Source organism: Mesorhizobium sp. M7A.F.Ca.US.002.01.1.1 (genome assembly GCF_004022955.1).
In the GTDB taxonomy this organism is placed as follows: domain Bacteria; phylum Pseudomonadota; class Alphaproteobacteria; order Rhizobiales; family Rhizobiaceae; genus Mesorhizobium; species Mesorhizobium ciceri.
The window spans coordinates 1-13278 of record NZ_RZQE01000126.1 but is presented as its reverse complement, the minus strand read 5'-3'; the positions used below and the strand labels follow the sequence as shown (position 1 = coordinate 13278).

The 13278-nt window shown below is 61.9% G+C and carries 12 protein-coding genes and 1 pseudogene; 7 read left to right on the top strand and 6 right to left on the bottom strand.

The features are described from left to right. The coding region (opgC, locus tag EN932_RS38400; RefSeq protein WP_206618936.1) for an OpgC domain-containing protein at nt 1-213 on the bottom strand (213 nt) is incomplete at its 3' end. A gap of 200 nt (nt 214-413) precedes the next feature. Between opgC and EN932_RS15035 the strand changes: the two genes are divergently transcribed. Continuing rightward, nucleotides 414-1082 carry an alpha/beta hydrolase gene (locus EN932_RS15035; protein ID WP_127366112.1) on the top strand — a complete coding sequence of 223 codons (669 nt, stop codon included), beginning with the start codon at nt 414-416 and terminating at the stop codon, nt 1080-1082. A gap of 26 nt (nt 1083-1108) precedes the next feature. Here the strand turns inward: EN932_RS15035 and sthA are convergent, their stop codons facing one another. Continuing rightward, nucleotides 1109-2497 carry a Si-specific NAD(P)(+) transhydrogenase gene (sthA, locus tag EN932_RS15030; protein WP_027162436.1) on the bottom strand — a complete coding sequence of 463 codons (1389 nt, stop codon included), beginning with the start codon at nt 2495-2497 and terminating at the stop codon, nt 1109-1111. A gap of 202 nt (nt 2498-2699) precedes the next feature. Between sthA and EN932_RS15025 the strand changes: the two genes are divergently transcribed. The 3 genes from EN932_RS15025 (at nt 2700) to EN932_RS15015 (ending at nt 5100) form a co-directional block, all read left to right on the top strand. Beyond that, nucleotides 2700-3170 carry an RDD family protein gene (locus EN932_RS15025; protein ID WP_127366113.1) on the top strand — a complete coding sequence of 157 codons (471 nt, stop codon included), beginning with the start codon at nt 2700-2702 and terminating at the stop codon, nt 3168-3170. Between the two features lie 140 nt (nt 3171-3310). Further along, complete coding sequence (locus EN932_RS15020; RefSeq protein WP_024504696.1) at nt 3311-4075, top strand: arginyltransferase; 765 nt, start codon at nt 3311-3313, stop codon at nt 4073-4075. A gap of 128 nt (nt 4076-4203) precedes the next feature. Beyond that, nucleotides 4204-5100: a DMT family transporter gene (locus EN932_RS15015; RefSeq protein WP_127366114.1), complete on the top strand. Its 897-nt coding sequence runs from the start codon at nt 4204-4206 to the stop codon at nt 5098-5100. A 46-nt stretch (nt 5101-5146) separates the two neighbouring features. Here the strand turns inward: EN932_RS15015 and EN932_RS15010 are convergent, their stop codons facing one another. The 3 genes from EN932_RS15010 to parC all read right to left on the bottom strand — a co-directional run bounded on the left by EN932_RS15010 (nt 5147) and on the right by parC (nt 9320). Beyond that, nucleotides 5147-5548, bottom strand: a complete 402-nt coding sequence (locus tag EN932_RS15010) for a hypothetical protein (RefSeq protein ID WP_013532276.1) — start codon at nt 5546-5548, stop codon at nt 5147-5149. Nucleotides 5549-5590: 42 nt separating this feature from the next. Further along, a complete protein-coding gene (locus EN932_RS15005) occupies nt 5591-6796 on the bottom strand; it encodes an AI-2E family transporter (RefSeq protein WP_013532277.1) in 1206 nt (401 codons plus the stop codon). A gap of 271 nt (nt 6797-7067) precedes the next feature. Then, nucleotides 7068-9320, bottom strand: coding sequence for a DNA topoisomerase IV subunit A (parC, locus tag EN932_RS15000; protein ID WP_127366116.1), 2253 nt, complete (start codon nt 9318-9320; stop codon nt 7068-7070). Here parC and EN932_RS14995 point away from each other — a divergent pair. Continuing rightward, nucleotides 9276-9545, top strand: coding sequence for a hypothetical protein (locus EN932_RS14995; RefSeq protein ID WP_164890489.1), 270 nt, complete (start codon nt 9276-9278; stop codon nt 9543-9545). The genes parC and EN932_RS14995 overlap by 45 nt on opposite strands. A gap of 103 nt (nt 9546-9648) precedes the next feature. Next, the gene (locus tag EN932_RS14990; protein ID WP_064995458.1) at nt 9649-10839 is read left to right on the top strand and encodes a hypothetical protein; all 1191 of its coding nucleotides are present in this window, start codon (nt 9649-9651) and stop codon (nt 10837-10839) included. 111 nt (nt 10840-10950) lie between these two features. On the opposite strand, the gene aspS is transcribed toward EN932_RS14990, so the two are convergent. Beyond that, complete coding sequence (aspS, locus tag EN932_RS14985; RefSeq protein ID WP_164753450.1) at nt 10951-12741, bottom strand: aspartate--tRNA ligase; 1791 nt, start codon at nt 12739-12741, stop codon at nt 10951-10953. Between the two features lie 308 nt (nt 12742-13049). Here aspS and EN932_RS14980 point away from each other — a divergent pair. Further along, a pseudogene (locus EN932_RS14980) lies at nt 13050-13278 on the top strand (hemin receptor); the annotation flags it as partial.

The following is a 13278-nucleotide window of genomic DNA, read 5'->3' as shown; positions in this document are numbered from 1 at the left end:
GATCAGCACGAAGACCTCCGCCGCATCCGAAAAGCCGAAATTCTTGTATGTCAGATACTCGAAGGCGGTACCCGGCACATGGTCGACATAGATGGTCAACAAGGCGAGAGCACGGATCACATCGATGCGCGTGTCGCGCTCAGTGCGGTCCGGGACACGCGCCTCGCGGTCTGGGACACGCGCATCGCGGTCCGGGGAAATCTGGGTGGTCATCGACAAAAAGGCCTCAAAGCTGGTTGTTCATACCGGCAATGCGACCCCCGGCGCACCGCTTCGATTCCTCCCGAAGGATGTTATCGGCGGAGAAACGGACTGTAATGCGCCCGGTTCAATCAACTTTCGCGGAGCTTGAAAATATTGCGTTTTGAAGCCGGCAAATTGAGCGAAACGTCATATAATCAAGAGGATGGTCGATGATCGACGAGACCTCACAAGATGGTGCGTTGCGGCGTGATCTCGCCTTCCACTACCGGCTTTACGGCGCGGCGGATTCAACGGGCGACTGCTTCTTCCTGCTGCATGGGTCGGGTGTCGACGAGACGACATTGGTGCCGCTGGCGCGAGAGATCGCACCGCGTGCCACGCTCATCGCGGTGCGTGGCCGCGTTGTCCAGGAGGATGGTTTCCGCTGGTTCGCGCGGATCACGCCGACGCGCTTCGAACAGGCGAGCATCCGCACCGAAACCGAGGCCTTTGCGGGCTTCGTCGCTGATGCGGCCACACGCCATCGTCTCGACCTCTCGCGCACAATTTTCCTCGGCTATTCGAACGGCGCCAATCTGGTTTCGAGCCTGATGCTGCTGCATCCGGGCCTTGTCGAACGCGCCGCGCTGCTGCGACCGATGCCGGTGCTCGATGATGTGCCGGCGACGGATCTGTCAAAGGTGCGGGTGCTGATGATCGCCGGCGCCGCCGACCTCACCTATGCGCCTTTCGCCCCTGCTCTGGTGACATTGCTCAGTCGGCATGGCGCCGAGATCGACGCCAGGATTGTCTCATCAGGTCATGAAGTCGGCAGCGCCGACGCGGCAATCGTCAGGCAATGGCTGGCGGGACCGGCGGCGGTGGCGCAGGCAAGCTGACAGGCTCGCCGCCACGACCAGCCGGCCTACCCTCTTCCCATCCGGTTCCAGGCATCCAGCCCGGCGATCTTGTAGGCTTCGGCGAGCGTTGGATAGTTGAAGGTGTTGTTGACGAAGAAGTCGACGGTGCCGCCGAGATTGATCACCGCCTGGCCGATGTGGATGAGCTCGGTGGCGCCCTCGCCGATGATGTGCGCGCCGAGCAGACGGCGCGTTTCGATCGAAAACAGCAGCTTCAGGAAGCCGGTGTTGACACCCATGATGTGGCCGCGCGAGGTCTCGCGAAAACGCGCCACGCCGACCTCGTAGGCCGCACCGCTCTCACGCACCTGTTCTTCAGACTGGCCGACCGTCGAGATTTCCGGCACCGCATAGATGCCATAGGGGAAGGTTTCCGGCGGCGGCGGCAAAGGCACTCCAAAGGCATGGCAGGCGGCCACCCTGCCCTGCTCCATCGAAGTCGAGGCCAGGCTCGGAAAGCCGATGACGTCGCCGGCGGCATAGATGTTGGGCACGCTGGTCTGGAAGGATTGCGGATCGACCTTGATGCGCCCTCTGGAGTCGGCGTCGATGCCGACGACATCCAGGCCCAGGCTGCCGACATTGCCGGTGCGGCCGGCGGCGTAGAGCACAACCTCGGAACGGATGGTGCGGCCATCGGCCAGTTCCACTTCGGCGGCGTCCGGCTTGGAGCGGATCTCCTTCACCGCGCTGCCCAGCCGGATGGTCATGCCGCGATCGCGCATCTGGTGGATGAAATCGTCGACGATCTCGCGGTCGACGAAATCGAGGATGGAGTTGCGCGGCTCGACCAAGGTTACCGGCACGTCGAGCGCGGAAAAGATCGTCGCATATTCGACGCCGATGACGCCGGCGCCGATCACGGTCAGCGTGCGCGGCAAGCGATCAAGCTCCAGCATCTCGTCGCTGTCGAAGACGCGGGTCTTGTCGAAAGGCACGTCGCGCGGGCGGTGCGGCCTGGTGCCGACCGCTATCAGCGCATTGGCAAAACCGACCTCGCTGTAATCGCCGGTGTCTGATGTCAGGCTGACCTTGTTGGGGCCAAGGAATTTCACCGCGGCGCGAGCGCTCTTGACCGTGTTGCGCATGAACTGGTGCTGCAGCACCTCGACCTCATGGTCGAGCGTCTTGTGCAGGCGCTCGACCAGATCGCCGACCGAAATATCCTGCTTGACGCGGTAGCCACGCCCGTAGAAGCCGCGCTCGCGCCAGCCCGAGAGATTGAGCACCGTTTCGCGCAGCGTTTTCGATGGGATGGTCCCGGTATGCACCGAGACACCGCCCAGACGCCGGCCGCGGTCGACCACCAGCACGGACTTGCCGAGCTTGGCCGACTGCACCGCGGCACGGCGGCCGGAAGGGCCGCTGCCGATGACCAGCATGTCGTAGTCCATATTGCCCCGTCCCCTGTGCGCTCTGCTGCGCCGCAACAAGCTAATGCTATCCGCGCCGCAAATTCAACCAGTTCGCATCGGGCCCGACGCCATCGAAGCTGGAGCACCGCTGGAAGCGCGATCTTGATTCCGCCACAGGCCTTCACCATTTCATGGCTGAGCAGTCCGCACCCTATGTCGGACCTTGTTACGAGGAAATGACATGAACGCGCGCGTTCTCGACGGCGAAATCATCACCAGCAGGCTCGACGATGTCAGGGCCTATGACGGCGTACGCACGAGGCGCATCCTGGCTTTTGTGATCGACTATATCATCGTCGCGCTGCTCACCATTCCGTTTGCCATTCTGGTGTTCTTTCTCGGGCTTTTGACCCTCGGCCTTGGCTGGATGCTGTTCGGCGTCCTGGTGCCGACTGTGGCCATCCTCTACATCTGGAACACGTTGGGCAGCGCTGACCAGGCCACCACGGGCATGAAGATGATGGGCATCCGGCTCGACCGGCTCGACGGCAGGCCGATCGACGGCCTCACTGCGGTTGTCCATTCGGTGCTGTTCTGGGCCGGCAATGTCATCCTGTCGCCGCTTGTCCTGCTGGTGACGCTGTTTTCCGACCGCAAACGCACCTTGCACGATCTTTTGCTTGGCACGGTCGTCAGCCGCACCGACCGCTGAAACGGCCCTCTGAAGAGCAGTCGCAACCGATTGAGCACAAATGTGAAGGAGTCGAGTCGACCGCGCCCACATAATCCTGTTGAATTTTTCGCCATCCGCGCCAAAGGTAGAGCGATTCGAAGGAGTGTTTCCAAGGCTCGATGACGCAGCATCCGACCCAGTCGCCGCAGTTCTTCCTGACCGCGCCGTCGCCGTGCCCCTATCTCGACGGCCAGTTCGAGCGCAAGGTGTTCACGCACCTGGTTGGCGACAAGGCGGCGGAGATGAACGACCTGTTGACGCAAGGCGGCTTCCGGCGCTCGCAGAACATCGCCTACCGGCCGGCCTGCGAGACCTGCCGCGCCTGTGTTTCGGTACGCATCCTCGCCCAGGAATTCGTCGCCAGCCGCAACATGAAGCGCGTGCTGCAGCACAATTCCGATCTCGTCGGCTACATGCACAATGCCGAGCCCTCGACCGAACAATATTCCCTGTTCCGCAGCTACCTCGATGCCCGCCACCGCCGTGGCGGCATGTCCGACATGACGGTGCTCGACTATGCGATGATGGTCGAGGATACCCATGTCGACACCAAGGTGATCGAATATCGGCGGCGTGGACCCGACACCTTCATCACCGGCAAGGGACAGGGCGAGCTGATCGCGGTGGCGCTCACCGACAAGATGGCTGACGGCCTGTCGATGGTCTATTCCTACTTCAATCCCGATTTCGAGGAACGGTCGCTCGGCACGTTCATGATCCTCGACCACATCGCCCGCGCCAGGGCGATGGGTCTGCCCCATGTCTATCTCGGCTACTGGGTCAACGGCTCGCGCAAGATGAATTATAAGATGCGCTTCATGCCGCAGGAGCATCTCGGCCCCAAGGGCTGGGAACGCTACATCAACGAAGCGGTTTCACGCTGAGCTTTTCCAAGGTCCGCCTTTAAACTGTTTCAAGGCAGGGGATGCTGGTCTTTCAGCCGGTTGGCTGGAGAGAGTGCGCCATTGCACCGGCCGGCCGCCAGCCTGCATTTCATTGCGAAAGTTCCTGCATGTCCTCTCATCACGATCACCAGAAAGGTCTTTTGATAACCGCCATCGGCGGGCTCACGCTGACTGTCGACATACCGTTGATCCGCCTCGCCGACGGTGGCGCATGGACGATCATGCTGCTGCGCACCGGCACAACTTTCGTCGCGGCCATGGTCATCTGGTCGGTCTGGCGGGCACTCAGCCGAAACGCCCCGCCGCTGATCCCCGGCTGGTCCGGCCTGATCGTGGCGATATGCTACGGGCTGACCGGGATCACCTTCGTCACCGCCGTCTACCACACCTCGACCGCCGACCTGGTGTTCATCCTGGCCTTCAACACCGTCTTTGCGGGGTTGCTGTCCTGGATATTCCTGCGCGAGAGGCCGCGGCTGGTGACCATCGCGGCGATGGCGATCATGATCTTCGGCGTGCTGGTCATCGTCGGCGGTTCCGTCGGCACCGGCAAGCTGTTCGGCGATTTCATGGCGCTCTGCTCGGCCTTCTTCATCGCCGTGGCCATCACCATCTCGCGCGCCAGTGGCAAGGACATGGGATTCACCTCGCTCGTCGGGGTGCTTCTGCCGCTTGGGCTGGCGGCCTTCATGGTGACAGGCGAAGGCTTTCACGTGAACGCGCCCTGGTGGATCATCTTCAACGGCGCGGTCGTCATGCCGATTTCGTTCTTCTGCCTTGCCGCCGGGCCGAAATACATTTCGGGACCGGAAGTGGCGATGTTCTACGTGCTCGAAACGGTGCTGGCGCCGGTCTGGGTGTGGATGATCTTCGCCGAGGCACCGACCCGGAACAGCCTGATCGGTGGCGGGATCCTGATCGTCACGCTGACTGCGCATTCGCTGTGGCAACTGCATGAGGGCCGCAAGCGCCGAGCGACGCTCGCCGTCGCTCACCCGGCCTAGAGAGTGGACGGCAGTCGTTCCAGACCTGCAGCGCACGCAAGCGCAATCAACGCGTTGCCGTATCTGAAAAAGGCTCTGCGATTATCTGGTATTCGTCCTCGTAAACAACATATCCCAGACGGGAACTCTTCATGACCTCGACATGATGCCCATGCCGCCCAAGGAGCGCCGCGAGGTCATAAGCCCTTGCCAAATGGTCCGTTGCCGTTGGCTTGAACCAGCTTAATCCTTGGGTCGTCTGTTTCCGGTAAAAACCTTTCGATCTTGAGAGGTTGAAACGTGGCGGTACCGCAAGGTTCTGTCGAAACCAGGCGAGACTATCTTCCAGCCGATCTAACGTGTGTTGATCGATATCAGGTTGGCCTCGCAATTCGTAGGCAGCGCCAAAAAAACCTTCGCGCGCCTGCATTCCCTCAATAATTCTTGGCAGAACAAATCGCAAAAACATGCGTAGACCGACGTCAGGTGAGTCGCGCTTGGATCCCGAAGATCATGCCCGGGCCTTTTTCTCGGCGACAATTTCGATCTGCGGCGGGCTGCCTTCGATCTCGGCGACGCCATCGGGAACGACGTCTTCCGCCATTTCCACCTCGCGCAGCCATTCGCGCCAGATAGCCACCAGCAGGGCCATCAGCACCGGGCCGATGAACAGGCCGAGAAACCCCATGGTCTTGACGCCGCCGATCAGACCGAAAAAAGTCGGCAGGAAGGGCAGTTTTATCGGGCCACCGACGAGCTTGGGGCGCAATGTCTTGTCGACGATGAACAGTTCGACCGCCCCCCAGAGGAACAGCGCCAGCCCGGCCATCGGCGAGCCGCTGGCGGCGAGGTAGATCGAGACCAGCGTGAACGACAGCGGTGCACCGCCCGGGATGAGCGCCATGACGCCGGTCAGGGCGCCGAGTGTGACCGGCGACGGCACGCCGGCCAGCCAGTAGGCGATGCCCAGCACCAGGCCCTCGCCGATGGCGATGACGGTCATGCCGGTCACCGTCGACGAGATCGTCGCCGGCACGACGCGCGAGATCCGCTCCCATCTGGTCGGCAGGATGCGCTCGCCGAGACGGTCGACCTGGCCGGCAAAGTGCTCGCCGTCGCGATAGGCGAAGAACAGCGCGATCATCATGAACAGCAGCGTCAACAGCAGGCCGAAAGCACTGCCGCCTGCGGCCAGCACGCCACGATAGATGCTGCCGATATTAGCGCCGCTGACCAGCTGGATCAGCTCACCAATGCCGCCCGGATGGCCGAAATTGGTGGTCCACTGTTCGTTCAGCCACTCGCCCACGACAGGCATGGTGGCGATCCAGTGTGGCGTCACCGCGCCGTGGCGGTTGGTCTCGATCGCCCAGGCGACCCATTCGCGGACCTCGTTGATCGCATAGGTGCCGGCGAGCGCGATCGGGATCACCAGGAAGGCGAGGATGAACAGGATGGCGAAGGTCGCGGCGATGGTGCGGTTGCCGCCGACCGCGACAAGCAGGCGGCGGTAGAGCGGCCAGCTGGCGAAAGCGATGACGAGCGCCGCCAGCACCGGAAACAGGAAGCCGTGGAAGAAATAGACGCCGGCGGCAACGATCAGCACCAGCAGCCAGCGTGCCGCCGACAGCGGCGGGATGACGGCTGCCCTGAGCGGCGTCGACAGGCCGAAGAGGCGCTGCTGCCGTTCCGGTTTCTGGATTCTTGCTTCCTTCAAACGCCTGGCTCTCCCAAACACCCCTCCTGTCTATGCACTGATATAGTGCAGCAATCGTGACGATAGTCCAAATGAGATGGTGAAGCTGCCAATCTCCCCCTCGTGGGGGAGGCCCGGCAGGACAGAGGGGGCGTGAAGGATCGCGGCCTTGGATTTGGACCGTGAGCCGCAAACCAATCGAGTATCTGTGAACTCGACCGTCGGCGGGACAGCGCCCCCCTCTCCCTGCCGGGCATCTCCCCACGAGGGGGGAGATCGGCAGCTTCACTCGCTACCCAAATTTCCCCGTCCTCGGGAATCCCTTCGGCACCATGCGTCCGGCCGAGGCACGGGCGCCGATCCATTCAGCCAGTTCCTCGCGCGACCTTGTGAAGGTGCGGTCGGCTGAATCCTGCCAGGAGAGGCCGCTCTCAAGCGTGAACGGCTTGAGGTCGAGAAGGCCGCCATCCTTGTATTTCTGCAGGCGCACGCCCTTGCCGCGGCCCATCTCCGGAATCTCTGCGAGCGCGAACACCAGCATTTTGCGATTCTCGCCGACGATGGCGAGATGGTCGCCGGTGACCGGGATGCAGCGCTTGGCTTCGTCCGGCGCCTTGACGTTCATCACCTGCTTGCCCTTGCGGGTGTTGGCAACGACTTCCTCCTCCGGCACGATAAAACCGTTGGCGTCGTGCGAGGCCAGCAGCAGCTTGCGCTTCGGATCGTGAACGAAGGCGGTGACGATGTCCTGGTCATTGTCCATATCGACGATGATGCGGATCGGCTCGCCATGGCCGCGCCCGCCAGGCAGCCGGTCGGCGCCGATGGTGTAGAACTTGCCCCCGGTGGTGAAGACCAGTACCTTGTCAGTGGTCTGCGCATGGAAGGCGAGCTTGAGGCTGTCGCCCTCCTTGAAGGTCAGCGTCGAGAGATCGGCCAGATGCCCCTTCATCGCCCGCAGCCAGCCCTTTTCCGAGACGACGACGGTGACAGGCTCGCGCTCGATCATGGCGTGTGCGATGTCGGTCAGATCATGCTCGGGCGCGTCGGCGAACTGGGTGCGGCGCTTGCCGAGCTCGGTCTCCGGACCGAACTTGTCGCGGATGTTGGTGACTTCCCACTTGATCGTCGCCCACTGCTTCTCGTTTGAAGCAAGCAGTGCCTCGATCTGCTTCTTCTCCGCGCTCAGGCCGTCGAATTCCTTGCGGATCTCGAATTCTTCCAGCTTGCGCAGGGCGCGCAGCCGCATGTTGAGGATGGCTTCGGCCTGGGTGTCGGTGAGCGACCAGCGGGCCATCATCACCTGCTTGGGCTCATCCTCCTCGCGGATGATCCTGATCACCTCGTCGATGTTGAGGTAGGCGATCAGGTAGCCGGCAAGTATCTCCAACCGTCTTTCGATTTCGCCGAGGCGATGTTTCGAGCGGCGGACCAAAACCTCGCGGCGGTGCTCGAGCCACTCCTGCAGCACGCCCTTCAGCGACAGCACGTTGGGCACCTTGCCGCGCGACAGCACATTCATGTTGAGCGGGAAGCGGCTTTCGAGCTCGGTCAGCTTGAACAGCGATTCCATCAGGATGCCGGGGTCGACCGAACGGCTCTTCGGCACCAGCACGACGCGGACGTCCTCCGCGCTTTCGTCCCTGATGTCCTCGAGCAGCGGCAGCTTGCGCGCCATCAGCAGCTCGGCGATCTTCTCGATCAGCCGCGCCTTCTGCACGCCGTACGGGATTTCGGTGACAACGATGCTCCAGGTGCCCCTGCCCTGGTCCTCCTGGAACCACTTCGAGCGCACGCGAAAGCCACCGCGACCGGTTTCGTAGGCTTCGAGGATCGAGGCGCGGCTGTCGACGATGATGCCGCCGGTCGGGAAATCCGGCCCCTGGACAAAGTCCATCAGCTTCGCCACCGGCGCGTCCAGGTTTTCGATCAGGTGAAGTGCGGCATCGCAAAGCTCGGCGGCGTTGTGGGGCGGGATCGATGTCGCCATGCCCACCGCAATGCCGGACGAGCCGTTGGCCAGCAGGTTCGGAAAGGCGCCGGGCAAAACCACCGGCTCCTCGTCTTCTTCATTGTAGGTCGGCCGATAATCGACGGCATCCTCGGTGATGCCGGACAAAAGTTCGGTCGCCACATCGGTCATGCGCGCTTCGGTGTAGCGCATGGCGGCGGCGTTATCACCGTCGATGTTGCCGAAATTGCCCTGCCCGTCGACCAGGGGATAGCGCATCGAGAAATCCTGCGCCAACCGCACCAGCGCGTCATAGATCGACTGGTCGCCATGCGGGTGGAACTTGCCCATCACCTCGCCGACGATGCGGGCGCATTTGGCAAAGCCCTGATCGGGGTTGAGCCGCAGCAGGCGCATGGCGTGCATGATGCGGCGATGGACCGGCTTCAGTCCGTCGCGCACATCGGGCAGCGCCCGGTGCATGATGGTCGACAGCGCATAGGCAAGATAGCGCTCTTCCAGCGCCTTCTTCAGATCGACCGGCTCGATGTGATCGCCACCGCCATTTTCAGGCGGCAAAAGCCTTTTTCCCATGGGCTCGGACTAGCCGAGTGGGTGATTCGCGGCAAGAGCCCGACGGAGATACCGGCCTTTCTGCAACATGAAACCATACCCCAGCGGATGTCGGCCAACATCAGCCTGTTACATGCGGGCTCTATCGCCAAGCGCGACGATATCCGGCTATCGGCTCTTCATGACAAATTCACCGGTTTGCGCAAAGACGGTGGGATCGGGTTTGCCTTTCACCGCGATTTTTGACCAATGTGCCGGGACACGCCTTTTTCCGGTCCAGTTCGTCACGGAATGGTGATGGCGCAAATAATTGAAAAAACAATTTCAGGACACTCTCAGGGACCTTGCGATGACAATCAAACGCTCAATTCTCAAGAAACTGGCTTTTTCGACCTTCTTGCTCACGCTGCCGCTGAATGCGGCCCTCGCACAGGATACGGCAGTGGCCGACCGGCTGAAGGCAGCGCTTGTCGCACAAGGTGTCGACATCACCTGGACCGGGGTGACCGGCGACAACACCAGCATGGTGCTGCAGGGCGTTGCCATCAAACCGGCGGCGGAGAAGGAAGCGCTTCCCATCGGCGACGTCAAACTCGAAGGCGTGACCGAGGCAAATGGCGGCTATGACATCGCCACCGTATCAACGGCTGCCTTCACACACAGCAAGGACGGCGTCACCCTCGACCTCAGCCCCTTCGTCATCCACGACATGACAGTTCCGGCCGACGGCGCCACCGGCCCGCTGGGCTCGCTGATGATGTACAAGTCCGCCGAACTCTCGAACATGACCGTCAAGGTCGCCGACAAGACCGCCTTCTCGATGGACGGGCTTGCCATCGAAATCACGCCGCCGGCGGACGGCAAGGCGATGGAATTCACCGCCACCACGGAAAAATTCAATGCCGACCTGACGCTGGTGGACGATCCCAAGTCCAAGGAAGTCATCAACGCGCTCGGCTACCAGAACATCGCGGGCAATCTCGAAATGGCCGGCACCTGGCAGCCCACGGACGGCAAGATGGAACTGTCGAAATACGACATCTCGGTCGAGAATGCCGGCACGCTCGGCATGACCTTCAATCTCGGCGGCTACACGCTGGACTTCATCAAGTCGCTGCAGGAAATGCAGAAGAAGATGGCGGCACAGCCGGAAGGCGCCGACAATTCGGCGCAAGGCATGGCCATGCTCGGCCTGTTGCAGCAGCTTTCGTTCAACAGCGCCTCGATCCGCTTCGACGACGATTCGCTGACCAACAAGGTTCTGGACTATGTCGGCAAGCAGCAAGGCATGTCCGGCAAGGACATCGCCAACCAGGCCAAGGCGATCGTGCCGTTCGGCATGGCGCAGCTCAACAATCCGGAACTGACTGCGCAGGTTACGGCCGCGGTCAGCAAATTCCTCGACGATCCGAAGAGCCTCGAAATCTCGGCGGAGCCGCCGGCATCCGTGCCGTTCGCACTGATCATGGCGGGCGCCATGTCCAACCCGCTCGATCTGCCCAAGACGCTCGGTGTCACCGTCAAGGCCAACGAAGACTGATCGAAGCGATCTGGTATGCGAAAAGCCCGGCAGCGATGCCGGGCTTTTCGTTGGGATTAGCGAATCGAAAGAATGGTTCGGGCGGTCTTTAAAGCATCGCCCGAAGCGCGATCAGGCGTCCTTCTTGGGCACGGCAACGCGCAGCGCCAGGTCGCGAAGCTGCTGCGGGCTCGCTTCCGACGGTGCGTTCATCAACAGATCATAGGCCTGCTGGTTCATCGGGAACATGGTGATCTCACGCAGGTTCTTGGCGCCGAGCAGCAGCATGACGACGCGGTCGACGCCGGCGGCCATGCCGCCATGCGGTGGTGCGCCATACTGGAAGGCACGATAGAGGCCGCCGAAGCGCTCCTCGACCGTGGCGCGGTCCAGCCCGACCGTCTCGAACGCCTTGACCATGGTTTCGGGCAGATGGTTGCGGATACCGCCTGAGGCGATCTCGAAACCGTTGCAGACCATGTCGTACTGGAACGCCTTGATGCCGAGCAGGTCCTCGCCATTCAGCGCATCGATGCCACCTTGCGGCATCGAGAACGGGTTGTGGGCGAAGTCGATCTTCTTCTCTTCCTCGTTCCACTCGAAGAACGGGAAGTCGACGATCCAGCACAGCTCGAAACGCTCGCGGTCGACAAGGTTCAGCTCCTCGCCGGCACGGGTGCGCGCGGCACCGGCAAACGAGACGAACTTCTTCGGATCGCCGGCAACGAAGAAGGCGGCGTCGCCGTCGGCAAGGCCGAGCTGAAGGCGTATCGCCTCGGTGCGCTCCTCGCCGATGTTCTTGGCGAGCGGACCGGCGCCTTCGAGCTTGTCGCCCTCCTTGCGCCAGAAGATATAGCCCAGCCCCGGCTGGCCCTCGCCCTGCGCCCAGGAATTCATACGGTCGCAAAAGGCGCGGCTGCCGCCGGTCTTGGCGGGAATGCCCCACACTTCGGCTTTCGGGTCGTTGGCCAGGATGTTGGCGAACACCTTGAAGCCGGACTCGCGAAAATGATCGGAGACGGCCTGCATCTCGATCGGGTTGCGCAGGTCCGGCTTGTCGGTGCCGTATTTGCGCATGGCCACATCATAGGGGATGCGCTGGAATTTCTGCGTCACCGGCTTGCCGTTGGCGAAGGTCTCGAAGACCCCGCGCATGACAGGTTCCATGGTCGACAGCACGTCGTCCTGCTCGACGAAGCTCATTTCGAGGTCGAGCTGGTAGAATTCGCCCGGCAGACGATCGGCACGCGGGTCCTCGTCGCGGAAGCAGGGCGCGATCTGGAAGTAGCGGTCGAAGCCAGACACCATGATCAGCTGCTTGTACTGCTGCGGCGCCTGAGGCAGCGCGTAGAAGGTGCCGGGATGGATGCGCGACGGCACCAGGAAGTCGCGCGCGCCCTCGGGCGAAGACGCGGTCAGGATCGGCGTCGAGAATTCGGTAAAGCCGACCTCGCCCATGCGCTTGCGCATTTCGGCGATGATTTTTGTCCGCGCAATGATGTTCTTGTGCAGCGTCTCGCGGCGCAGGTCGAGAAAACGGTATTTCAGCCTGATATCCTCGGGATAGTCAGGCTCGCCGAACACCGGCAGCGGCAATTCCTTGGCCGCCGACAGCACCTCGATCTCGCGGGCGAAGATCTCGATCTCGCCGGTCGGCAAATTGGCGTTGGTGGTCTCGGGCAAGCGCGCCTTGACCTCGCCGTCGACGCGGATGACCCACTCGCCGCGCACGGTCTCGGCGACCTTGAAGGCCGGCGAATCCGGATCGGCGACGATCTGGGTCAGGCCGTAATTGTCGCGCAGGTCGATGAAGAGCAGGCCGCCATGATCGCGCACGCGATGCACCCAGCCCGACAGGCGAACGGTCGAGCCGACGTCGCTCTTCCTCAACTGGGCACAGGTATGGCTGCGGTAACGGTGCATTGTCATTGGTAAAGTCCGGGATGCTGGGTTGCAGGCCAAGCATCAAGCCCGGCCTCAAAATTTGCGCGAAAAGCGCATGGGAGGCCGGATTTGTCAAGGCAAGCAGGCCTTTGGGGTTCGAGTCTCTGCCGGCCTTCATGCATTGCCGCCAGAAGTGTTTCTTGCAACGATGCAGCAATCAAACGATTTGGAGATGCTTTGTGCCAAAACGCACTCCCCCAAAGGGCATCGCGCCATATAATGGTCGCGAGTTGGAATTGATGCTTCGGGGCGACAAGCCAATGGCCTTGTTCGCAGCGGAACCGGGTATGGACACCGAAGATGTTGGTGACGCGCATTTCGGACCGATTGTCGAGGAAGGCCGCATCCTGAAATTTTCCCAGGTTGATTCAAAAACGTCTGTGGAGGAACGCTGCTACTGCCTGCCGACGGAGGAATGGCGCTGCAAGCTCAGCCTGCTGATCGCTCGGATGTGCCGTAGCGAAGCAGCCTTTGATGTCTTCACACCGAACGATCTGGCGAGGCTGGAAGGCACTC

What these genes read in the sequence shown, in the direction of transcription:
- EN932_RS15035 (WP_127366112.1), top strand. Translation starts at nt 414, where the DNA reads ATGATCGACGAGACCTCACAAGATGGTGCGTTGCGGCGTGATCTCGCC.
- sthA (WP_027162436.1), bottom strand. Translation starts at nt 2,497, where the DNA reads ATGGACTACGACATGCTGGTCATCGGCAGCGGCCCTTCCGGCCGCCGT.
- EN932_RS15025 (WP_127366113.1), top strand. Translation starts at nt 2,700, where the DNA reads ATGAACGCGCGCGTTCTCGACGGCGAAATCATCACCAGCAGGCTCGAC.
- EN932_RS15020 (WP_024504696.1), top strand. Translation starts at nt 3,311, where the DNA reads ATGACGCAGCATCCGACCCAGTCGCCGCAGTTCTTCCTGACCGCGCCG.
- EN932_RS15015 (WP_127366114.1), top strand. Translation starts at nt 4,204, where the DNA reads ATGTCCTCTCATCACGATCACCAGAAAGGTCTTTTGATAACCGCCATC.
- EN932_RS15010 (WP_013532276.1), bottom strand. Translation starts at nt 5,548, where the DNA reads ATGTTTTTGCGATTTGTTCTGCCAAGAATTATTGAGGGAATGCAGGCG.
- parC (WP_127366116.1), bottom strand. Translation starts at nt 9,320, where the DNA reads ATGGGAAAAAGGCTTTTGCCGCCTGAAAATGGCGGTGGCGATCACATC.
- EN932_RS14990 (WP_064995458.1), top strand. Translation starts at nt 9,649, where the DNA reads ATGACAATCAAACGCTCAATTCTCAAGAAACTGGCTTTTTCGACCTTC.
- aspS (WP_164753450.1), bottom strand. Translation starts at nt 12,741, where the DNA reads ATGCACCGTTACCGCAGCCATACCTGTGCCCAGTTGAGGAAGAGCGAC.